Source organism: Streptomyces sp. NBC_00691, assembly GCF_036226665.1.
GTDB lineage: Bacteria > Actinomycetota > Actinomycetes > Streptomycetales > Streptomycetaceae > Streptomyces.
On sequence record NZ_CP109007.1, the window covers coordinates 789,481 to 809,107 of the forward strand.

The 19,627-nt window shown below is 72.6% G+C and carries 17 protein-coding genes and 3 pseudogenes; 5 read left to right on the top strand and 15 right to left on the bottom strand.

Going from position 1 to position 19,627, the window contains the following annotated elements; translation table 11 throughout:
• Positions 1-147: 147 nt before the first annotated feature.
• The 3 genes from OG392_RS03610 to OG392_RS03625 form a co-directional block, all read right to left on the bottom strand.
• On the bottom strand, positions 148-597 hold the full coding sequence (locus tag OG392_RS03610) for an SRPBCC family protein (RefSeq protein WP_329275452.1): 450 nt from the start codon (positions 595-597) through the stop codon (positions 148-150).
• Positions 598-1,060: 463 nt separating this feature from the next.
• Positions 1,061-1,234 carry a hypothetical protein gene (locus OG392_RS03620; RefSeq protein ID WP_329275455.1) on the bottom strand — a complete coding sequence of 58 codons (174 nt, stop codon included), beginning with the start codon at positions 1,232-1,234 and terminating at the stop codon, positions 1,061-1,063.
• Between the two features lie 80 nt (positions 1,235-1,314).
• Positions 1,315-1,623, bottom strand: a complete 309-nt coding sequence (locus OG392_RS03625; RefSeq protein WP_329275457.1) for a hypothetical protein — start codon at positions 1,621-1,623, stop codon at positions 1,315-1,317.
• 435 nt (positions 1,624-2,058) lie between these two features.
• On the opposite strand from OG392_RS03625, the gene OG392_RS03630 reads away from it, so the two are divergent.
• The gene (locus OG392_RS03630) at positions 2,059-2,856 is read left to right on the top strand and encodes an SGNH/GDSL hydrolase family protein (RefSeq protein ID WP_329275459.1); all 798 of its coding nucleotides are present in this window, start codon (positions 2,059-2,061) and stop codon (positions 2,854-2,856) included.
• A 223-nt stretch (positions 2,857-3,079) separates the two neighbouring features.
• On the opposite strand, the pseudogene OG392_RS03635 reads toward OG392_RS03630, so the two are convergent.
• Positions 3,080-3,178 (bottom strand): annotated as a pseudogene (locus tag OG392_RS03635) (sigma factor-like helix-turn-helix DNA-binding protein); the annotation flags it as partial.
• 596 nt (positions 3,179-3,774) lie between these two features.
• Here OG392_RS03635 and OG392_RS03640 point away from each other — a divergent pair.
• Complete coding sequence (locus tag OG392_RS03640) at positions 3,775-5,316, top strand: M4 family metallopeptidase (protein ID WP_329287047.1); 1,542 nt, start codon at positions 3,775-3,777, stop codon at positions 5,314-5,316.
• A 219-nt stretch (positions 5,317-5,535) separates the two neighbouring features.
• Here the strand turns inward: OG392_RS03640 and OG392_RS03645 are convergent, their stop codons facing one another.
• Positions 5,536-6,726, bottom strand: a complete 1,191-nt coding sequence (locus OG392_RS03645; protein ID WP_329275462.1) for a serine hydrolase domain-containing protein — start codon at positions 6,724-6,726, stop codon at positions 5,536-5,538.
• Positions 6,727-6,984: 258 nt separating this feature from the next.
• Here OG392_RS03645 and OG392_RS03650 point away from each other — a divergent pair, with 258 nt between their 5' ends.
• The 3 genes from OG392_RS03650 to OG392_RS03660 all read left to right on the top strand — a co-directional run bounded on the left by OG392_RS03650 (position 6,985) and on the right by OG392_RS03660 (position 8,948).
• Complete coding sequence (locus OG392_RS03650; protein WP_329275465.1) at positions 6,985-7,329, top strand: hypothetical protein; 345 nt, start codon at positions 6,985-6,987, stop codon at positions 7,327-7,329.
• Between the two features lie 217 nt (positions 7,330-7,546).
• Positions 7,547-8,224, top strand: coding sequence for a hypothetical protein (locus OG392_RS03655; protein ID WP_329275468.1), 678 nt, complete (start codon positions 7,547-7,549; stop codon positions 8,222-8,224).
• A gap of 55 nt (positions 8,225-8,279) precedes the next feature.
• Entirely contained in the window at positions 8,280-8,948 is a 669-nt protein-coding gene (locus OG392_RS03660; protein WP_329275471.1) for a class F sortase, read from the top strand.
• Between the two features lie 197 nt (positions 8,949-9,145).
• Here the strand turns inward: OG392_RS03660 and OG392_RS03665 are convergent.
• The 10 genes and pseudogenes from OG392_RS03665 to OG392_RS03710 all read right to left on the bottom strand — a co-directional run bounded on the left by OG392_RS03665 (position 9,146) and on the right by OG392_RS03710 (position 19,530).
• A pseudogene (locus OG392_RS03665) lies at positions 9,146-9,411 on the bottom strand (DUF4235 domain-containing protein).
• Positions 9,408-9,794, bottom strand: coding sequence for a DUF3618 domain-containing protein (locus OG392_RS03670; protein WP_329275473.1), 387 nt, complete (start codon positions 9,792-9,794; stop codon positions 9,408-9,410). The pseudogene OG392_RS03665 and the gene OG392_RS03670 overlap by 4 nt, the downstream one beginning before the upstream one ends.
• The gene (locus OG392_RS03675) at positions 9,791-10,204 is read right to left on the bottom strand and encodes a phage holin family protein (protein WP_329275477.1); all 414 of its coding nucleotides are present in this window, start codon (positions 10,202-10,204) and stop codon (positions 9,791-9,793) included. Before OG392_RS03675 ends, OG392_RS03670 begins: the two co-directional genes overlap by 4 nt.
• A 298-nt stretch (positions 10,205-10,502) precedes the next feature.
• A pseudogene (locus tag OG392_RS03680) lies at positions 10,503-10,690 on the bottom strand (YhjD/YihY/BrkB family envelope integrity protein); the annotation flags it as partial.
• Positions 10,691-10,858: 168 nt separating this feature from the next.
• Positions 10,859-12,016, bottom strand: coding sequence for a flavodoxin-dependent (E)-4-hydroxy-3-methylbut-2-enyl-diphosphate synthase (gene ispG / locus OG392_RS03685; RefSeq protein ID WP_329275480.1), 1,158 nt, complete (start codon positions 12,014-12,016; stop codon positions 10,859-10,861).
• A 40-nt stretch (positions 12,017-12,056) separates the two neighbouring features.
• Positions 12,057-13,877, bottom strand: a complete 1,821-nt coding sequence (locus tag OG392_RS03690; RefSeq protein ID WP_329275483.1) for a 1-deoxy-D-xylulose-5-phosphate synthase — start codon at positions 13,875-13,877, stop codon at positions 12,057-12,059.
• A 17-nt stretch (positions 13,878-13,894) separates the two neighbouring features.
• Positions 13,895-14,920 carry a 4-hydroxy-3-methylbut-2-enyl diphosphate reductase gene (locus tag OG392_RS03695; protein WP_329275486.1) on the bottom strand — a complete coding sequence of 342 codons (1,026 nt, stop codon included), beginning with the start codon at positions 14,918-14,920 and terminating at the stop codon, positions 13,895-13,897.
• Positions 14,917-18,642: an ABC transporter ATP-binding protein gene (locus tag OG392_RS03700; RefSeq protein WP_329275489.1), complete on the bottom strand. Its 3,726-nt coding sequence runs from the start codon at positions 18,640-18,642 to the stop codon at positions 14,917-14,919. Before OG392_RS03700 ends, OG392_RS03695 begins: the two co-directional genes overlap by 4 nt.
• A gap of 50 nt (positions 18,643-18,692) precedes the next feature.
• Positions 18,693-19,316, bottom strand: a complete 624-nt coding sequence (locus OG392_RS03705; RefSeq protein ID WP_329275491.1) for a 4'-phosphopantetheinyl transferase family protein — start codon at positions 19,314-19,316, stop codon at positions 18,693-18,695.
• Positions 19,317-19,320: 4 nt separating this feature from the next.
• Positions 19,321-19,530 carry an MbtH family protein gene (locus OG392_RS03710; RefSeq protein ID WP_148001029.1) on the bottom strand — a complete coding sequence of 70 codons (210 nt, stop codon included), beginning with the start codon at positions 19,528-19,530 and terminating at the stop codon, positions 19,321-19,323.
• Positions 19,531-19,627: the final 97 nt, after the last annotated feature.

Genomic DNA, 19,627 nt, shown 5'->3' on the forward strand with positions numbered 1-19,627 from the left:
GACCGAGGGCGCGCTTGAGTTCGGCCTTGTCCGTCGTCGGACGGCCGTCGACGCCCCTCTGTCTCGCCTCGTTGTCGAGCTGCTCTTCGTCGGACCCTCGGGGGCCCGCCCGGAGCGAGGGCATGAGGGCCCTCGCCCTCCGGTCCCTCAGACCTGTCCGCGCCATCCGCCGGTTGCCGCGCCCCGTTCTTCGATGAAGTGCTTGAACCGCTTCAGGTCGCCCTTGACCTGCCGGTCGACGAAGCCGAGTTTGTCGCCGACGTTCTCCGCCATCCCCTCAGGATCGAAGTCCATCATCAGCGTGACCTGCGTACGGCTGGGGTCGATGGGCTGGAAGGTGACCAGGCCGGACTGCTCGACCTCGTCACCGACCGTGACCCAGGCGACCTTCGTGTCAGGGATCTGCTCGGTGATCTCCGCATCGAACTCCCGCCGTACGCCACCGATGCTGGTCACCCAGTGCGTGAGCCGTTCCGTACGCTGCTCGATCCGTTCCACACCGTCCATGAACTGCGGGAACGTCTCGAACTGCGTCCACTGGTCGTACGCGGTACGGACCGGAACATCGACCTCGATCGACTCCTTGACATGCGACATGAGCCGTCTCCTCTGCTTGTGAAGGCGATACGGGAGCCGGGGCCTCGCGCCCGCTCGCTCCCGCCGGGGTATCTCATCCGTGCCCGCACGCGCGCGTCAGCGCCGGACATCGCGCACGAACACCCCGGAGGGGGCCCATTTCGAGCCGAACGGACCCCAGATGTCGCACCCACGGCCGGACTGCGGCCCGTGTCGGCTGAGGAGTACCGCGCCATGGGGCGCTCCTGCGTGGAGAACACCGCTCGGCGCGCCGCGTACGACACGATCGCGCCCGGCCTGGCCGCGTACCAGCGTGACGCCATCGAGGTGTACGTCACCACCCGGCTCGGCTGACCGGGACCGGGGGCCGGCCCGGAAGGCGGTCGATCCGTCTCACCGACAGGCTCACCTCGCCCGGCTCGTCAGTCGCCGAGCGAGGTGCTGCCTGTCATGTGAACCTCGAAGCCCGGTCGCGGGCTTCCTGTCAGGAGCGCCGCCTGACGCTCCGGCCGGCGCCGATCCCCGCCACCTGCAGAGCCAGGGCGGTCAGTCCGAGCAGCATCACGTTCGCCGAGGAGAACGTGTCGTTGGTGCCGATGTCCGCCGCGTTGATCAGGAAGGCGATGAAGAACAGCACCGCCGCAACTATGCCAAGCATGCACAGGCTCCTCTCGAAGGGGTGGTGTCCGTATGCCCCCGCATCGGCCTCGTAAGCCGGGACGACCGGTCGTCGACGCGTCAGAGATCGCTGTCGATGCCGGTGACGGCCGGAGACGCGAGCGGGGCGTCCGCTTCCGCGATTCCCGCCTCGCGCAGCGCGGCCGACACGAGCCTCGTCGCGTCCAGTTTCGCCTCGTATCGGTCGGAGGCCTCGACCTCCAGCCGGATGGCGAACGTGCCGTCCTCGTTGAGCGTCAGCAGGTTCACGCCTTCGCTCTCGCTCACGTCTGTGTGCTGGGGGGCCAGCTTCCGTTCGAGGGCGGCGCGCTCCGAGTCGGTGATGTCCGAGGTGAACGTGCCGGGAACGGTGATGACGAAGGTGGTCATGGGTGCTCCTCGCGTGGGACGGAGGGTGAGCGTCGTTCTGCTTCCCTCATCCTCCGTGATGACTCGGCTCCGAATGGCTTCTGACATGGCATCGGCGCCGGGGTCGGTCTGGCAGCGCCGCAGCCCGACCGATGCCGTGGCGAGCAGGCCGCCGCGAACGTGGCACAGCTGCCGGGCGGCCCGCTCGGCCATGAGGCGTTCGGTCTTCGTCGGCATGTCCGCCCGTGTACCCCGATTCGCCCTGCCCATCGGCGGCGGCCGGGAGCTGTTCGGGTGGTCATGCGGGCCGTGCGAGGTGCTGCCCACGGCGCGGTGCGGACGACTCGGTCGGCGCCGCTGCCCGCGAGGACGTTATTCATCGAAATGACTACACACTTTATTGAGTATTATGCGCCGGGTACGGCACGCCGGTGCCGCGGGAGAGACGGACGGCGCATGAGCAACGGTCAGTACGTGCGATACGTCGCACTGGGCGACAGCCAGACTGAGGGAGTCGGTGACGGCGACGACCTCACCGGGCTGCGCGGCTTCGCGGACCGCCTCGCCGAAAGGCTCGCCGCGGCGCGCCCCGAGGTCCGGTACGCCAACCTGGCCGTCCGGGGGCGGCTCGCCGGACAGATCCGCGCGGAACAGCTCGGCCCCGCACTCGCTCTCCGCCCCGACGTCGCCACGGTGATCGCCGGGGTCAACGACCTGCTGCGGCCCCGGTTCGACCCGGACGAGACCGCCGCCCATGTGGAGGCGATGTTCGCCGCGCTCACCGAAGCGGGTGCGCGCGTCGCGACCGTCACGATCCCCGACATCACCCGTATCGCGCCCATCGCCCGCCCCGTCGCACCCCGGATCGCCGCCCTCAACGACCGCATCCGGCTCGCAGCGGCCCGGCACGGCGTCGCTCTCGCGGAGACCTCTCTGCACGCCGCCGCCACCGATCCACGCCTCTGGGCCGCGGACCGACTGCACGCGAGCCCGCTGGGACACGACCGGATCTCCGCCGCCCTCGCACAGGCGCTCGCCCTGCCGGGCAGCGACGACTCCTGGACCCGGGAGCTGGCGCCCGACCAGACCCCCACCGTCGGCGCGGTGCGCGCGGCAGCCGCCGAACTGCGCTGGGCCGCCGGGTTCCTCGGCCCCTGGTTGCTCCGCCGCCTGCGCGGCCGCTCCTCCGGCGACGGCCGGGCCGCCCGACGCCCGGAACTGCTGCCCGTGGGGATGCCGCCGGTCAGCCCCTGAACGACAGGAGTGCCGCGCCGCCCTGTCGCGACGATCACGGTCGAGCGGAGTGGGTGCGAGCCTGCGGCTTCAGGGCGTCAGACGCCGTCCAGCGCCTCCTGGCGGATCCATCGCGACAGAGCGGGGTTCCCGACGGTGGTCACCACACGCACGGTGGAGCGGACGTGCCGGTCGTCGTCCAGCAGCCCCAGGGGGGCCGCGGCCAGGTCCACGCGGGCGGTGGTCCGATCGCCTCGGCGATCTCCGGAAAGCCGAAGTCGAAGACCTCGCGGAGCACGAACACCGCGCGTTCGAGCGGGGTGAGCCGCTCCATCAGGAGAACTCCTCGGCGCGCGTCATGCCGGCCCCCGCGCCGATCGCCTTCGCCACGGCGTACGAGGCGACTGTCGGCCGACTCTCCACCCGGCCCGGGCACCGGCGATGCCGTACCCGTCGGCCACCGGCGCCGGTGGCGCCCCCTGTCGAGGCTCGGGGTTCTGTGACATGTCTCCGAGATTCGCTCGCGACGGGACCGGGGCATGGGTCCGGGGCGTCGGCGGCGCCCCGGGACCTCGTGGGGCGATGTCGAGACACGCGTGCAGGGGGCCTGTCGTCACATCCCGCGAGGCGGGCACGGCCGCGGCCTCCCCTGCCCGTGGCTCCCCTCCCGTTCCAGTGCGATCTTCACACCACCCTCATCCCATCTCCCGAAGGAACCATCAACTGGCCGCATAGCGAACACAGTTCTCTGTACTTCGGACAACAGATGGTCAAATCCTTGTTGCATACCTGCCAAACAGGCTCGCTCGCTGGCACGCTCACACCCGCACCACACCCCCCACGATCCCCACGCTTTGCAGCGAAGGAGCCCGCGTGACCCGCCAGCAGTCCTCGCACCGCCGTACCGCCACCGCCACCGCCCTGATCGCATCGGCCGCCATGGTCGTCGTCGGAGTCCAGACCGGCTCCGCCAGCGCCGATGCCCAGCGCGAGGCCGGCGCGACCGCGCTCGTACTCTCCGGCACCCAGCGTGCCGCCGCCGTCCGGGAGGCCCAGGCAGGAGCCGATGCCACGGCCCGGGCCATCGGCCTCTCCGGCCAGGAGAAGCTCGTCGCCCGGGATGTCGTCAAGGACTCCGACGGCACCGTGCACACGCGGTACGAGCGCACCTACGAGGGTCTCCCCGTACTCGGCGGCGACCTCGTCGTGCATCAGAAGAAGAACGGCGGCCGCGCCACCACCAAGGCCACCGACGCCCGCATATCCGTGGCGAGCACGACCGCCGCGGTCACCGCCACGAGCGCGGGCAAGTCCGCCGCGGCCTCCTCCGACGCGCGGTCCGCCGCGCCCGCCTCGTCCCGCAAGGTGGTCTGGGCGGCCACCGGCAAGCCGACGCTCGCCTGGGAGACGACCGTCACGGGCGTCCAGGCCGACGGCACCCCGAGCGAGCGTCACGTCATCACCGACGCCACCTCGGGGAAGGAGCTGTACTCCTACGAAGCGGTCGAGACGGGCATCGGCAACACCCAGTACAGCGGCCAGGTCACGCTCGGCACGGCGCCCTCGTTCACTCTCACGGACACCGCGCGCGGCGGCCACAAGACGTACGACCTGAACGGTGGCACCAACGGCACCGGGTCCCTCTTCACCAGCAGCACGGACACCTGGGGCAACGGCCTGGCGACCAACCGGGCGACCGCAGCCGCGGACGCCCACTACGGCGCGGCCGTGACCTGGGACTTCTACAAGAACGAGCTCGGCCGCAACGGCATCCGCGGTGACGGCGTCGCCGCCTACTCCCGCGTCCACTACGGCAACGCGTACGTCAACGCCTTCTGGGACGACTCCTGCTTCTGCATGACGTACGGCGACGGAACGGGCAACACCAAGCCGCTGACCTCGCTCGACGTCGCCGGCCACGAGATGTCCCACGGCCTGACCGCCTCCACCGCCGGACTCAGGTACAGCAAGGAGTCGGGCGGCCTCAACGAGGCCACCTCCGACATCCTCGGCACCTCGGTCGAGTTCTACGCGGCCAACGCCACGGACGTCGGCGACTACCTGATCGGCGAGAAGATCGACATCCGCGGCAACGGCACCCCGCTCCGCTACATGGACAAGCCGAGCCGCGACGGCAACTCCGCCGACTACTGGTCAAGCAGCGTCGGCCGCCTCGACGTCCACTACTCCTCCGGCCCGGCCAACCACTTCTTCTTCCTGCTGTCCGAGGGCAGCGGCGCCAAGACGGTCAACGGTGTCGCCTACAACTCCCCCACCAGCGACGGCTCCACCCTCACGGGCATCGGCCGCGCCAAGGCCTACAAGATCTGGTACAAGGCCCTCTCCACCTACATGACCTCCTCCACCACCTACGCCGGCGCCCGCACGGCCACCCTCTCCGCGGCCACCGACCTCTACGGCGCGGGCAGCGCCGAGTACGCCGCGGTCGCCAAGGCCTGGACCGCGATCAACGTCAAGTAACTCCCGGGGACGTCCCGCCCGTCTCGCCCGCCCCGCACACTGTCCGTGCGGGGCGGGCTCGCGCGTCGCCGGACCTCGGGTCGTCCCCGGTGCCGTGACCTCGCACGAGACGCCGGGCACGGAGTCCCTGTGCCGTATGGGACGCGCTCGGCGCTCGGCCCCAGCGCTCGGCGCTCGGCGCTCGGCACACCGGATTCCTCCTCGGTCCCGCCCGGGCGGTCAGTGCCGCAGCAGGGCGCAGACGAAGTCCTCCTGCACGGCGCGGACCTTGGCAAGGAGCTCCGGCTTGACGCTCTTGCTGGTCTGCGTGTTGATCGAGAACGTCAGGGAACGCCTGCCGTCCGCCGTGCCGACCGCGAGCTGGGTGTAGCCGGGGAAGTTGCCGGTGTGGCCGTAGACCGTTCCGCATCGTGTGGTGTAGCGGAAGATCGCCAGCCCGCCGGCGTTGACACCGGGACCCGCGGGCTCCGAGGCCGCGCCGGGGATGAAGGTCCGCTGCAGGCTGCGGGTCTCCTCCGACAGGAAGCCGCGTCCGCCGGCCCAGGCGCGCACGAAGACGTTGAGGTCCTTCGGTGTCGAGACGATGCCGCCGGAGGCCCAGACGCCTGACGCGCCGAGGACCTCGCTGATGTCCTCAGGCGGGGCGGGCGGCGTCACGTCGTAGCCGTGCAGGTACGGCCTCGGCAGCCGGTAGCCCTGGGGCAGGCTGGTCTGCCGCAGGCCCAGCGGCCGGTACACGAGCTGCGCGAGCAGCCGCTCGTACGGCTGTCCCGTGGCCGCCTCTGCCATCAGCGCGACGGCGATGTTGTCGGAGTTCGAGTACTCGTACGCCGATCCAGGCGGGAACACCAGGTCCCTGTCGGCGACGAAGTCGAGCAGTCGGCGGGAGTCGAAGTGATGCCTGGGGTCTTCCCGCAGGATCGCGAGGAACGCCGGCGCCGTCGAGAAGTCGGGGAGCCCGCTGGTGTGGTTGAGCAACTGCCGCAGCGTCACCTGGTGCCACGCGACGGGCAGGGACGGCAGGCGCTCGCCGATCGTGTCGTCGAGGTCCAGCTTCTGCCGGTCCACCAGGCGCAGGGCGACCGCTCCGCTGAAGGCCTTGGCGACGCTCGCGATCCGCATGTGATCGGTCGTACGGGGCGGGCGGCCGGTTCTCGTGTCGGCGACGCCCGCCCGGTAGACCGACGTCCGGTCGCCCTGCCGCAGCAGCGCGATCACACCGGGCGGGCCGCCGGCGGTGCGGACGAGGTCGTCCAGCTGCTTCTGCAGGGCCCTGTCCGGGGCCGGCGGCGTACCGGTGGCCTGCGCGGGCTGGACCAGGGCGGCGAGAACCGCGGACGCGGCCAGGCCGGCGAGGGACAGCCGCAGGCGGACGCGCGGACGGGGACGGACTTCAGAGCGTGGCGGCACCGGGGCTCCTTCTCGGTCCTGCCGGGCGGACGGACACGCCCGGTTCGGAGGGTTCGCCCCAGCTTCCGGCGCATCGCCGGGAGCCGCCCGCCCGGTGATCCATTCGGCCCAGACAGCGGCTCACCACGCGCCGGGCCGCCGGGACCGCGGGGGCACGGCGGGTGCGAGGTCGGCGTGCGGGCGCCGGCGGGCCCTCCGCCGACCGCACACGCGCGTCGTCGGGTCGCGCGGCGCCGCCGAGCTGCCAGGCTGTGACAGATGACGGCTGATGCGCGGGGGCCCGCCAGGACTTCTGACGGGCGGTACGTGATCGTCAAGGGCAGACGCTGGCGGGCCACGGATCCCGAGGTTCCGGAGGGCGTCGCCGCGCGCCTGCGCTCCCACCTCATGGCGGCGCGCCGGGCGGTGGCAACCGCCCGCCGCGCCGAGAACGCGGAAGCCGAACGCGCCGCCCGGGCGCGGGTGCACACGGCGAAGGTCGCACTCGGCGAGCGTGGCACGCCGTGGTGGGACCAGGCCGCGTCAGAGCGCCGCGCCCGTTGGAGCGAGGGGCTGGCGGCCCTCGACGGAACCACGAGCGAGGAGCCCGCTGACGAAGGGTGAGCCTCGCCGCCCAAGCGAGGGCCCCGTCCCGTCGGAGTCCGTCGGTTCGGGAGCAGCCTCGGGACCCGCGTCCGACACCGCGCGCCGTGATCTCGGACAGCCAGTCAGGTGATTCCTGGCGATTCGGTCACCGCCTCCCTTGCATAACGGGATGGGTGGCATCTCATAGGCGGCGGTTCATAAGTATGACAATCGTCTCGATCAGAAGGAGTTCCCCATGACTCTGTTCGGCTCCCTGCGTCCGACCGGCATCCGTGCCGGAGCCACCGCCGCCGCTGCCATCACGGTCGCCGGCATCGCCCTCGCCGGCGCACCGGCCGCCCACGCCGCTCCCGGCGACAGCGGCGACCTCAACGTCCGTTCCGCCGGCTGGCATTCGCGGGGTCAGGACGGCGTCGAGGTCTGCGCCTTCACTCTCGTCGCGAGCAACTTCGAATCCTTCCCGGCAGTGCCCTGGACGATCACGGAGCAGCCGCCGACGGTTCCGCCGGGCGACACCCTGGTCAGCACGCTGCCGCTGGTCAACGGTGCGGCACGCAGCGAGCGGTACCTCCTGCCGGAGGGCACGTACCAGCTCGTTTGGACGGTCCCGTCCGGCCCGAAGCACAGAAGCTTCAAGATCGACTGCGACAGCCGTGCCGCGGCCCAGGGACCGAACCGTCCGGCCCGCCCGAGCGGCAGCCCCGCCGCGGAGATCAACGCCGGATCGGGCTACCAGCAGCCGTCCGGCGCCGTCCCGGCAGGCGGCGGCGGCGTCCCGGACCTGGAGACCCTCAGTGCCGAGGAGGACTCGGACTTCGGCACGGGTGCCGCGCTGGCCGTCGGCGCGGTGGGCATCGCAGCGCTGGTCATGGTCCGCCGGTCCGCGGTACGCCGTGCCCGCAACGAGGCCTAGAGCGAACGGTCGGCCCCCACGGCGCCGGGGGCCGAACCGCGCGTGCCGGCTCACGATGACCCTGTCGGTGACGTTCGCGTCACTGGCGGGTCTCGTGTCGGCCTGCTCGGACTCGACGGAGGAACTCGGCCCCCCGTCCGTCACCGCTCGCGCGGACGACGCCGCCGGTGGTGGCCCTCCACCGGCTCAACCGGCCGCGCACGTACCCATGGTGCGCTCACGGCCGGTGAAGGTCGCCATCCCGGCCATCTTCATCGAGGCGCCCGTCACCCCTCTCGGGCTGGACGAGCGAGGACGACTCGGCGCCCCACCGCTGAGCACACCGATGAGGGCGGGCTGGCACCGCACCGGCCCGTCACCCGGGGAGAACGGAACGGCCGTCCTCGTCGGCCACCGCGACACCCTCACCGGACCCGCGATCTTCCTCAACCTCAAGGCGCTGCGCCGAGGCGACACGGTGAAGATCACCCGCGCCGACCACGGCGCCGCCGTCTTCACCGTCGACGAGGTGAACACGTACACGAAGGACAAGTTCCCCGACAAGAGGGTGTACGGGCCCACCGGCCGCGCGGAACTCAGACTCATCACCTGCGGAGGCCGCTTCGACTCGAAGAAGGGCTACGAAGCCAACGTCATCGTCTTCGCCCATCTGACGGACACCCCGAAGCAGACAGCGCGCACCCGCCCGCCCGTGTCCTCCGGTCCCGCCCCCAGCGCCGGCTGACGGCCGGCCTGGGGGCGGGACCGGGAGGGCGCCGGGGCCGTATCCACCAAGAATGGAAGTCCCGGCACGAATACGGCGGAGGCCGTTGACGGAGATTGTCACCCTTCTCGTGCTCCGCCGATCCCGCAAAGGAGCGTCGTCGGTCATCGGTACGTCTGCGACGGGCGCGGTGGCGACCCCTCGGGGGACGTGGCCGGTCAGGCCGGCCAGGTGCCCGTCACACGACGTATCGCTACAGCCCCCGACCGGTCTACCGAAGCCGTTACCACGGCGAAGATCCCCCCTGGATGGCTGCGGCGAGCAGGATCCGCTTCGAGGGTTGGTCCTCGTCGGTGGCGTCAGGAGCATCGCCCTCGGCCTCGATGATCTTCCACGCCTGCTTGAAGGCGGCGCCTGCGATCACGCAGCTGAGGGCGCCCACGGTCATCCCCAGAGGCCTGTAGACGATCTTGGATGCCTTCATCGGCGGCGTCCCCGGCTGCGGCGGACCAACAGGACGGCTGCTGCGGCGGCTCCGGCGCCCACCAGGAGCGCGGTGCGATCGGCGCGTGCGGCGGTCGCTGCCTGGCCGGCCTTCTCCAGGAGCGGGTCCGGGCTCTTGTCCTTCACCGCGTGGGCGGCCTGCCCGGCCTTCTCACGGAGCTGCTCGGAGAGCAGCGCTGCTTTCGCGGCGGCCTGGTCCTTGACGGCGGCTGCCTTCTCCTTGGCCTGCGCCTTGATGTCGGCCTTCGCGGCGAGGGCCTCGACCGTCTGGCCGAGCTCGTCGCGGGTGCGCTCGACCTGATCACGCAGTTCGGCGGAGCTGGGGGCGGGGGTGCCGATGTCGGTTCGGGCGTCGTCGTTCATCGGTGTGCCTTCTCCTTGATCTCGGCCCCGTCGGCCTTGACGCTGTCGATGGTCTGCTGGGGAGCCGGGGTACCGGCCCGGGCGATCTGCTTCTTTCCTGCCAGGGCGGTCACGGCCGCCACGACTCCCAGGGCCGCGGTGATGATGAGAGCGGCCGCCCACACCGGCAGAACCAGCGCGAGAGCGGCGATGCAGGTTGCCGTCAGAGCCTGGAGTGCCAGAAGGCCGATGATTCCCGTGGCGCCGAAGAGGCCTCCGCCCTTCCCGTAGCGCCTGCCCTTCTCGGTCATCTCCGCCCGGGCCAGTTGCATCTCCTCGCGCACCAGCTCGGACATCTGCTGCGAGGCGCGTGAAACCAGGACGCCCACCGAGTCGTCGGCGGCGTGGGGCTGTCGCTCCACCGTGCTCATGATGGGGACACCTTGCCTTTCGTCAGTCTGCTGTAACGGGCGGCCCGTAGGTCAGATCCTCTGCTCAGCGCCGATGAGTTCTCGTAGGGGGCGTCGGCGCTGCGCTCGAACGAGTCGGTGCCGTTCTGGTTCAAGGGGGGTCATGTCGTCACGGCGCGCCTACCCCACAACCGCACCGGCACCCACGCGGCGGCCAGCGTTGTACGGAGGGCGGCGCGGCGGCCGCGGGCGGCACCGGAGTGGCCGTGCGGTGCTGGTCTCATCGCGAGGCCGCGTCGACGTATGAGTCAATGCTCCGTCCGACGGCGATCGCGCGTTGCCGGGCCGGTTCCGCGTCGAACTCCAGCCCGAGGAGGATCGCGAGGTTGGTGATCCACAACCACAGGAGAAGATGATCGCGCCGGCAAGGGTGCCGTAGGCCTTGTTGTAGGAAGCGAAGTTCGCGGCGTGGAACGCGAAGCCTGCCGAGGCGGCCGTCCAGACGACTGGTCCGTGGCACCGGGGGCGGATCGAAACGCTGGTGCTGGATGGGAACGGCAGCCCGGTCGTGATCGAGTTCGAGAAGGGCTCCGACAGCGGTGTCCTGTCGCAGGCCGTCTCGTACTGTTTTGGGCGCACGGCCCCGCGCCCTCGCCGCAGTGGAGGCCCGGGTCGTCAGCCCACGGCCGTCACCTCGGGGACGCCGGTGCCCAGGGTGGTGGTGTCGAAGGCGTCGGCGAGTCGCAGCGCCTCCTCGATCAGGGTCTCGACGATCTTCGACTCCGGTACGGTCCTGACGACTTCGCCCTTCACGAAGATCTGGCCCTTGCCGTTGCCGGAGGCGACGCCGAGGTCGGCCTCGCGGGCCTCGCCGGGGCCGTTGACGACGCAGCCCATCACGGCGACGCGCAGCGGGACCTCCATGCCCTCCAGGCCGGCGCTCACCTCGGCGGCGAGCTTGTAGACGTCGACCTGGGCGCGGCCGCAGGACGGGCAGGAGACGATGTCCAGCTTCCGCGGGCGCAGGTTGAGCGACTGGAGGATCTGGTTGGCGACCTTGACCTCCTCGACCGGGGGCGCGGAGAGCGAGACGCGGACGGTGTCGCCGATGCCCTGGCGCAGCAGCGCGCCGAAGGCGACGGCGGACTTGACGGTGCCCTGGAAGGCCGGTCCGGCCTCGGTGACGCCGAGGTGCAGGGGGTAGTCGCATGCCTCGGCGAGGAGTTCGTAGGCACGGACCATGACGACGGGGTCGTTGTGCTTCACGGAGATCTTGAGGTCGTGGAAGTCGTGTTCGGCGAAGAGGCTCGCCTCCCACAGCGCCGACTCCACCAGGGCCTCCGGGGTGGCCTTGCCGTACTTCTTCAGCAGCCGGGCGTCCAGGGAGCCGGCGTTGACGCCGATGCGGATGGGGGTGCCGTGGTCCTTGGCGGCGCGGGCGATGTCCTTGACCCGGTCGTCGAACTTCTTGATGTTGCCGGGGTTGACGCGGACTGCGGCGCAGCCCGCCTCGATGGCGGCGAAGACGTAGCGGGGCTGGAAGTGGATGTCCGCGATCACCGGGATCGGCGATTTGGCGGCGATCGCGGGCAGGGCGTCTGCGTCGTCCTGGGAGGGGCAGGCCACCCGCACGATGTCGCAGCCCGCGGCGGTGAGTTCCGCGATCTGCTGGAGGGTGGCGTTGACGTCCGAGGTGAGGGTGGTCGTCATGGACTGGACGGAGATCGGGGACCTGCTGCCGACGCCGACCCTGCCGACCTGGAGCTGGCGGGTGGGTCGGCGGGCGCCGAGGACCGGGGCGGGCATCGGCGGCAGGCCGAGGGCGACCGTCATGGGGTGTCTCCTGCTCTGGTACGGGTGAGGGGCGGGCGGTTCACTGGTCGGCGCCGACGGGCCGGGGGTCCAGGTCGCCGATCGAGACGGAGTCGTCGCGGCCGGCGAGGGCCTCGACGACGGCGCGGGCGATGTGGCGGCCGGTCAGGCCGTGGGCGGCGAGGATGTCGTCGCGGCGGCCGTGGTCGAGGAAGCGCTGGGGCAGTCCGAAGGTGCGGACGGGGGTGCGGGCGCCCGCGTCGGCGAGGGCCTGGGCGATCGCGGCGCCGGCGCCGCCGCTGCGGCCGCCGTCCTCGACGGTGGCGACGAGGGAGTGGCCGAGGCCGAGTTCCACGAGGGCGGAGGGGACGGGGGCGATCCAGCGCGGGTCGACGACGGTGACGCCGAATCCGTGCTCGGCGAGGCGGTCGGCGGCCTCCAGGCAGACTCCGGCCATGGCGCCGACGGAGACGAGCAGGACGTCCTGGGCCCGCGAGCCCGTCCGCCGCAGGACGTCCATGCCGTCGAGGGTGGCGACGGCGGGGATGTCGCGGTCCGGGGAGCCCTTGGGGAAGCGCAGTGCGGTGGGGCCGTCCTGGACGGCGAGGGCCTCGCGCAGGGCGCGGCGCAGGGTGGCGGCGTCGCGCGGGGCGGCCACGCGCAGGCCGGGGACCATCTGGAACAGCGACAGGTCCCACATGCCGTTGTGGGAGGCGCCGTCGTCGCCGGTGACGCCGGCCCGGTCGAGGACGAAGGTGACCGGGGCGCGGTGCAGGGCGACGTCGAGCAGCATCTGGTCGAAGGCGCGGTTGAGGAAGGTGGCGTAGACCGCGACGACGGGGTGCAGGCCGCCGAGGGCGAGGCCGGCGGCGGAGGTGACGGCGTGCTGCTCGGCGATGCCGACGTCGAACGTGCGGTCGGGGAAGCGCTCGGCGAAGGCGGTGAGGCCGGTGGGGGCGAGCATGGCCGCGGTGAGGGCGACCACGTCGGGGCACCGGGCGCCGAGGGCGGCGAGTTCGTCGCCGAAGACGTCGGTCCAGGCGGGTTCCGGCGCGGGGCGGGGCGTGGAGCGGGCGGCGGGGCGGGGGCGTACGGCGTGGAAGCGGTCGGCCTCGTCCTGTTCGGCCGGGGCGTGGCCGCGGCCCTTCTCGGTCAGGCAGTGGACGACGACGGGCCGGCCGAGTCCGGCGGCGTGGCGGAGCGCCTCTTCGAGGGCTTCGATGTCGTGTCCGTCGACGGGGCCGACGTACGCGAGGCCGAGGTTCTCGAAGACGGAGTGCGGGGGGCGGTCCTCGGTGCGCAGGCGGGCCAGGTGGGCGGGGATGCCGCCGACGGTGGGGGCGTAGGAGCGGGTGTTGTCGTTGAGGACGACGACGACCGGGCGGTCGGCGCCGTCGGCGAGGTTGTTGAGCGCCTCCCAGGCCATGCCGCCGGTGAGGGCGCCGTCGCCGATGACGGCGACGACGGCGCGGTCGGTGGCGCCGGTCAGCCGGTGGGCCTTGGCGAGGCCGTCGGCGTAGGACAGGACGGTGGAGGCGTGGGAGTTCTCGATGACGTCGTGCGCGGACTCGGCGCGCGAGGGGTAGCCGGAGAGGCCGCCCGGCTGGCGCAGGGTGCCGAAGGCGTCCGCCCGGCCGGTGATGATCTTGTGGGGGTAGGTCTGGTGCCCGGTGTCCCACAGGATCTGGTCGCGCGGGGACTCGAAGACCCGGTGCAGGGCGAGGGTGAGCTCGACGACGCCGAGGCTGGGGCCGAGGTGGCCGCCGGTGCGGGTGACATCCTCGACGAGGAGGCGCCGGATGTCAGCGGCGAGCTCCTCGGTCTGCGCGGGGGTGAGGGCGCGGAGGTCGTCGGGTCCGTGGACCGATGCGATCGACGTCATGACAGATCCTGTTCTGGTCACAGGGCCTCATCGGCCAGAGGGGTCCGGGGTACCCGGCCGGTGACCGGGTCGGCCAGCCGGGCGGGCATGGAGAAGACGACGTCCTCGGCCATGCCGTCGTCCAGTTCGACGTCGTGCCAGCCGAGTGCGGCGAGCCGGTCGACGAGGCCGCGGACGAGGATCTCCGGGGCGCTGGCGCCGGAGCTGATGCCGATGCTGGACACCCCGGCGAGCCAGGTCTCGTCGAGGTGGCCGGCGTCGGGGACGAGGTGGGCGGCGCTGCCGTGTTCGCGGGCGACCTCGACCATCCGGATCGAGTTGCTGGAGTTGCGGGAGCCGACGACCAGGACGAGGTCGTTGTGGCGGGCGAGGGACTTGACGGCGTTCTGGCGGTTCTGGCTGGCGTAGCAGATGTCGCCGTCGGCTGGGCCGGCGAGGTCGGTGAAGCGGGTGCGCAGGGCGTCGACGACCCGGCGGGTCTCGTCGAAGGAGAGGGTGGTCTGGGTGAGATAGGCGACGGGTGTGTCGTCCGGGAGGTCGAGGGCGGCGACGTCGTCCTCGTTCTCGACGACGATGGTGCGCTCGGGGGCCTCGCCGCGGACGCCTTCGACCTCCTCGTGCTCGGCGTGGCCGACGAGCAGGATGGTCCGGCCGTCGCGGGCGTAGCGGACGGCGGCCTGGTGGACCTTGGAGACCAGGGGGCAGGTGGCGTCGATGACTTCGAGCCGGCGGTCGGCGGCGCCGCTGCGGACGGCCGGCGAGACTCCGTGGGCGGAGAAGACGCACACGGCGCCCTCGGGCACCTCCTCCTCGCTGTCGACGAAGCGGGCGCCGCGCTTCTCCAGCTCGGCCACGACGTGGTGGTTGTGGACGATCTCCTTGCGGACGTACACCGGGGCGCCGTGGAGGTCGAGGGCGCGTTCCACGATGCCGATGGCACGGCGTACTCCGGCGCAGAAGCCGCGCGGCTGGGCGAGGACGACGCGCGGGGGCCGGTGGTCGGCCGGGGCGTCCGGGCCGGCCGGTCGGATGGTGGCGCTCATGAAGCGTTCCGTTCGTAGGAGTCGTGGGTGAGGGTTGCGGGGTGCGGGGCGGGGACCGCCGCGGGTGGATGCCCCTGCGAGGCGCGCCACAGTGCGGCGTAGATCCCGTCCAGGGCGAGGAGTTCGTCGTGGGTGCCGTCCTCCCGGATGCGGCCGTCGTCGACGACGACGATGCGGTCGGCGCGGGAGGCGACGCTGAGGCGGTGGGCGACGATCAGGGCGGTGCGGCCGCTGACGAGGCGTTCGGTCGCCCGGTTGACCAGGGCCTCGGTGGCGAGGTCGAGGGCGGCGGTGGCCTCGTCGAGCAGGAGGATGTCGGGGCGGACGAGTTCCGCGCGGGCCAGCGAGACGAGTTGCCGCTGTCCGGCGGAGAGGTTGTGTCCGCCTTCGGTCACGCGGTGGTCGTAGCCGGAGTCGAGGGCGCTGAGGGTGTCGTGGGCGCCGACCCTGCGGGCCGCGTCGGTGACCTCGGCGTCGGTGGCGTCGGGCCGGCCGTAGGCGATGGCCTCGCGGACGGTTCCGGCGAAGAGGTAGGGCTCCTGGGGGACGACGCCGAGCCGTTTCCGGTAGGCGGTGAGGTCCAGGTCGCGCAGGTCGGTCCCGTCGACGCGGACGGTTCCGCGGGTCGGGTCGTGGAACCGGGCGGCGAGCTTGACGAGGGTCGACTTGCCGGCGCCGGTGGTGCCGACGAACGCGACGGTCTGGCCCTGCGGGATGCGCAGCCGGATCCCGGTCAGCGCCGGGCGGCCGTCGCGGTAGTGGAAGTCGACGTCGTCGAAGACGAGTTCGCCGCCCAGGGAGCGGACGGGGCGTGCGTCGGCGGCGTTCGGGGTGGTGCTGCGCAGCCGGAGGAGGTCCCGGATCCGCAGCAGGGACACCTGGGCCTGCTGGTAGCCGTCGAAGAGCTGGGAGAGCTGCTGCACCGGGACGAAGAACAGGTCCAGGTAGAGGAGGTAGGCGACGAGGGCGCCGACCGTCATGGTGCCCGCGGCCACCCGGTGCGCTCCGACGGCGAGGACGACGGCGGTGACGCAGGCCGCGAGGAGCTGGATGAAGGGGAAGTAGCGGGCGGAGAGGAGCTGGCCGCGGACGCGGGCGCGCCGGTAGGCGTCGCTGTGCCGGGCGAAGGCGGTGACGACGGAGTCCTCGCGGCGGAACGCCTGCACGGTGCGCATGGCGGCCGCGCTCTCCTGGAGGGCTCCGTTGACGACGGCGAGCCGTTCCCGGGCGTCCGCGTAACTGCGGGCGGAGGCCCGGCGGAAGACGACGGTGGCGAGAGCGATCGGCGGGAGGACGGCGAGGACGACGAGGAGCATCCCGGCGTCGGCGGCGCCGAGCGCGACGAGCACGCCGGCCAGGGTGAGGAGACTGACGAGGACGCCGATCAGACCGGTCTGGAGGAAGGAGGAGAGCGAGTCGACGTCGGTGGTCATCCGGGTGAGGGTGCGGCCGGACGCCTCGTTCTCGAAGTGGTCGAGCCCCAGGCGGTGCAGGTGCGCGAAGACCCGGATGCGCAGGCCGTACAGCAGCCGCTCCCCCGTGCGTCCGGTGACCCGGACCGCGGCCCACTGGACGGCGTACTGGGCGAGGACGAGGGCCAGCGCGGTGAGGGAGGCCGTGGCGACGACGCCGAGGGCGAGGCGGTGGGCGCCGCCCTCGATGCCCTGGCGCAGGACGAGGGGCAGGGTGAGTCCGGCGAGCGCGTCGGTGACGACCAGGGCGAGGCCGAGGGCGAGCGGCAGGCGGTGGCCGCGCAGCAGGTGGCGCAGTCCGAACTCTCCGTCGCCGTGGGTCCGGGGGTCGCGGGCGGCCGCCGCCTCGTCGACGCCGGGGAGGTCGAGGGCCGGCGGCAGCGCCGCGACGCGGGCCTGCATGCGCGCGGCCGCGGAGTGCGGGGCGGTGGCGGTCTTCGGGATGGTGGGCGCGGGGCGCTTCCCGTGCCCGGCGGGGGCCTGCGGCGGGGCGGCGGCTTCGTCACCCGGGGCCGTGGCCGGCTCGTGCTGGAGGATCGTGCGGTAGAGCGGGCAGCGGGCGGCGAGTTCGTGGTGGGTGCCGTGGTCGACGATCCGGCCGTGGTCGAGTACGGCGATCCGGTCGGCGAGGGCGAGGGTGGAGCGGCGGCGGGCGACGATCAGGGTGGTGCGGTCCCCGGCCCGGTCGCGCAGGGCGTCGTGGATGCGCTGCTCGACGCGGGCGTCGACGGCGGAGGTGGCGTCGTCGAGGAAGAGGACGCGGGGGGTGGCGGCGAGGGCGCGGGCGAGGGCGAGGCGCTGGCGCTGTCCGCCGGACAGGGCGCCGCGTTCGCCGAGGACCGTGGCGTAGCCGTCGGGCAGGGCGGTGACGAAGGTGTGGGCCTGGGCGGTGCGGGCGGCGGCGTGGATCTCGGCGTCGGTGGCGTCGGGCCGGCCGTAGGCGATGGCCTCGCGGACGGTTCCGGTGAGGAGGGCGGCGTCCTCGGGGACGCCGGCGACGGCGCCGCGCAGGGAGGCGTAGGTCAGGTCGCGGACGTCGGCGCCGCCGATCCGCACGGCTCCCTCGGAGACGTCGTGGAACCGGGAGAGGAGCAGGGCGAGGGTGGACTTGCCCGACCCGGGGGCGCCGACGAGGGCCAGGGTCTCGCCGGGTTCGATGCGGAGCGAGAGGTCGGTGAGGACGGGCCGGCCGGCGCCGTAGGCGAAGGTGACGTGGTCGAACTCGACGCCGAGGGGGCCTTCTTCGGGGAGCCGTGCCGTGCCCTCGGTCAGCACCGGGCGGGTGTCGATCACTTCGAGGACCCGCTCGATCCCGGCGCCGGCCTGCTGGCCCATGGTGAGCAGCGCGGCGAGCGTCTTGACGGGGCCGACGAGCTGGGCGAGGTAGGAGGAGAAGGCGAGGAGGGCGCCGAGGCTGAGTTCGCCGCGGGCCGCGAGCCAGCCGCCGACGGCGAGGGCGCCGACCTGTCCGAGGGAGGGGACGCACTGGAGGGCGGGCCCGTAGCGGGCGTTGAGCCGTACGGCGCGCATCCGGCCGGCGAAGAGCCGCCGGGCGGCGTCGGCGAGCCGGTCTCTCTCCCGCTGTTCCTGGCCGAATCCCTTGACGACGCGGATGCCGGCGGTGGAGCTGGCGACGACTCCGGCGACGGCGGCGGCCTGGTTCTGGGCGTACCAGGTCGCGGGGTAGAGCCAGGTGCGGCTGCGTCGGCCGATGAACCACAGGGCGGGGACGAGGGCGAGTGCGACCAGGGCGAGGAGCGGGGAGAGCAGCGCGATGAGGACGAGGGAGACGAGGAGGAGGGCCGCGCTGGAGATCGCCGTGGGCAGGGTGGAGACGAGCCCGAAGACCATGTTGAGGTCTCCGGAGGAGCGGCCGAGGAGCTGACCGGTGCTCAGTTCGTCGCGGCGTACGCCGTCCAGGCGGGAGAGCGACCGGATCAGGTCGACCCGCAGGTCGTGCTGGACGTCGGCGGCGAGCCGTCCGGCGTGGTGGCGGCGGAGGTGGGCGGCGAGGTAGCCGAGCGCGGCGACGGCGAGCAGGGCTCCGGTCCACAGGGCGGCGGAGCGGGCGGGGCGCAGGACGACGTCGTCGACGATCACCATGGTGACGAGGGGGACGAGGGCGCTGGTCGCGGTTCCGAGGAGCGCGGCGAGGACCGCGACGAGCACGCTGCGCCGGTGGCGCAGACAGCGGCGGGCGAGCCGCCCGGTCCAGGAACCCCGGTCGGTGTCGTCGGTGGGGTGCGTCATCCCGGGGCCTCCTCTCGTGAGGGTGGTGGTGGGTGGGGTTGCGGTGGGGGTCATGCGTCGCAGCGGCGCAGGTCGACCGGGGTGCCCGGGGCGCCGAGTCCGGCGACCGCGAGGACGTGCGCGCCGGTGCCGGTGGGCAGGACCGTGCAGGCGGCCGAGGTCGTGCCGGGCAGGGCCCGCAGGGCGGGTGGCGTGTCCTCGGCGGGGGGCGGCGGCCAGTGCGGGGGGTGGGGCAGCGGCTGGGTGAGCCCGCCGCGGGCGAGTCCGTGGCCGCGGGCCTTGCCGACGGCCTCCTTCTGGGTCCAGAGCCAGTAGAAGGCGGGGACCCGGTCCGCCGCGGGGAGGCGGCCGACCCAGTCGGCGTCGGCGGGGGCGAGCCAGCGCCGGGCCATGTCGAGGGCGGGCAGCGGCCTTACGGTCTCGATGTCGACGCCGACCGGGGTCCGGGCCAGTGCCACGGCCCGGGCTCCCGGGCTGTGGCTCACGCTCACGTGGAGCCGGGCTGCGTCTCCGGTGAGCCGGGGGCGGCCGCCGTGGTCGTGGGCGAACCCGATGCGGTGGAGCGGGCTTCCGGTGAGCTCCGCGGCGGCGCGCAGCAGCGTGGTGTGCGCCGCGCGCCGTTCGCCGGAGGCGACGGGGCCCCAGAGCACCGTGACGGCGTCGGGGCCGGTCACCGGGTCAGGACGCCATCGCGCGGACGAGGCTCTTGGGGCGCATGTCCGTCCAGTGGGCCTCGATGTGGTCGAGGCACGCCTGGCGGTCGCTCTCCCCGAGGGCGACCTCCCAGCCGGCCGGGACCTCGGCGAAGTCCGGCCACAGGGAGTACTGGCCCTCGTCGTTCACGAGGACGAGGTAGCGGCCGTCGGCGTTCTCGAACGGGTTCGTCATTTCTTTTCCCTTTTCCTTTTACGAAGCGAGTTCTTGTTTCCGTCGCCATTCTTTCTAACCAACCGGAGAAAGATCGGCAACCCTTTTCCGAGAGAAT

Bases quoted from the DNA above. Each gene is read 5' to 3' on its own strand.
- OG392_RS03610 (WP_329275452.1), bottom strand. From the start codon at position 597: ATGTCGCATGTCAAGGAGTCGATCGAGGTCGATGTTCCGGTCCGTACC.
- OG392_RS03620 (WP_329275455.1), bottom strand. From the start codon at position 1,234: ATGCTTGGCATAGTTGCGGCGGTGCTGTTCTTCATCGCCTTCCTGATC.
- OG392_RS03625 (WP_329275457.1), bottom strand. From the start codon at position 1,623: ATGACCACCTTCGTCATCACCGTTCCCGGCACGTTCACCTCGGACATC.
- OG392_RS03630 (WP_329275459.1), top strand. From the start codon at position 2,059: ATGAGCAACGGTCAGTACGTGCGATACGTCGCACTGGGCGACAGCCAG.
- OG392_RS03640 (WP_329287047.1), top strand. From the start codon at position 3,775: ATGGTCGTCGTCGGAGTCCAGACCGGCTCCGCCAGCGCCGATGCCCAG.
- OG392_RS03650 (WP_329275465.1), top strand. From the start codon at position 6,985: ATGACGGCTGATGCGCGGGGGCCCGCCAGGACTTCTGACGGGCGGTAC.
- OG392_RS03655 (WP_329275468.1), top strand. From the start codon at position 7,547: ATGACTCTGTTCGGCTCCCTGCGTCCGACCGGCATCCGTGCCGGAGCC.
- OG392_RS03660 (WP_329275471.1), top strand. From the start codon at position 8,280: ATGACCCTGTCGGTGACGTTCGCGTCACTGGCGGGTCTCGTGTCGGCC.
- OG392_RS03670 (WP_329275473.1), bottom strand. From the start codon at position 9,794: ATGAACGACGACGCCCGAACCGACATCGGCACCCCCGCCCCCAGCTCC.
- OG392_RS03675 (WP_329275477.1), bottom strand. From the start codon at position 10,204: ATGAGCACGGTGGAGCGACAGCCCCACGCCGCCGACGACTCGGTGGGC.
- ispG (WP_329275480.1), bottom strand. From the start codon at position 12,016: ATGACGGTCGCCCTCGGCCTGCCGCCGATGCCCGCCCCGGTCCTCGGC.
- OG392_RS03690 (WP_329275483.1), bottom strand. From the start codon at position 13,877: ATGACGTCGATCGCATCGGTCCACGGACCCGACGACCTCCGCGCCCTC.
- OG392_RS03695 (WP_329275486.1), bottom strand. From the start codon at position 14,920: ATGAGCGCCACCATCCGACCGGCCGGCCCGGACGCCCCGGCCGACCAC.
- OG392_RS03700 (WP_329275489.1), bottom strand. From the start codon at position 18,642: ATGACGCACCCCACCGACGACACCGACCGGGGTTCCTGGACCGGGCGG.
- OG392_RS03710 (WP_148001029.1), bottom strand. From the start codon at position 19,530: ATGACGAACCCGTTCGAGAACGCCGACGGCCGCTACCTCGTCCTCGTG.